This window comes from Streptomyces sp. SID13726 (assembly GCF_010548375.1).
GTDB lineage: Bacteria > Actinomycetota > Actinomycetes > Streptomycetales > Streptomycetaceae > Streptomyces.
In genome coordinates, this window is record NZ_JAAGLY010000197.1 from 1 (window position 1) to 570 (window position 570).

The 570-nt window shown below is 73.3% G+C and carries 1 protein-coding gene; it reads left to right on the forward strand.

Annotated elements, in window-relative coordinates; translation table 11 throughout:
- A partial coding sequence (locus tag G3I78_RS47135; RefSeq protein WP_275424928.1) for a 3-dehydroquinate synthase family protein occupies positions 1-570 on the forward strand: 570 nt, incomplete at both ends.

Genomic DNA, 570 nt, shown 5'->3' on the forward strand with positions numbered 1-570 from the left:
GAGGCCAAGACCGCCGAGGTCGCGGCCTTCCTGTGGGGCGTGCTCGGCCAGCTGGACTTCACGCGCACGGACGCGGTCGTCACGGTCGGCGGGGGCGCGACGACCGACCTCGGCGGGTTCGTCGCCGCCACGTGGCTGCGCGGCATCCGCGTCGTGCACGTGCCGACGACGCTGCTCGCGATGGTCGATGCGGCGGTCGGCGGCAAGACGGGCATCAACACCGCCGAGGGCAAGAACCTCGTCGGGTCGTTCCACCCGCCCGCGGGCGTGCTGTGCGACCTCGCGGCGCTCGAGTCGCTCGGGCGCTGGGACTTCGTCGCCGGCATGGCGGAGGTCGTCAAGACGGGCTTCATCGCCGACGAGCGCATCCTCGAGCTCGTCGAGGAGCACGCCGACGCGCTGAGCGCGTGGGGCACGCGCCCGACGACGGACGAGACCTGGGCCGTCGTCGCCGAGCTCGTCGAGCGCTCGATCGCGGTCAAGGCGCGCGTCGTGGGGGAGGACCTCAAGGAGGCCGGCCTGCGCGAGATCCTCAACTACGGGCACACGCTGCGCCCCGCCGTCGAGCTC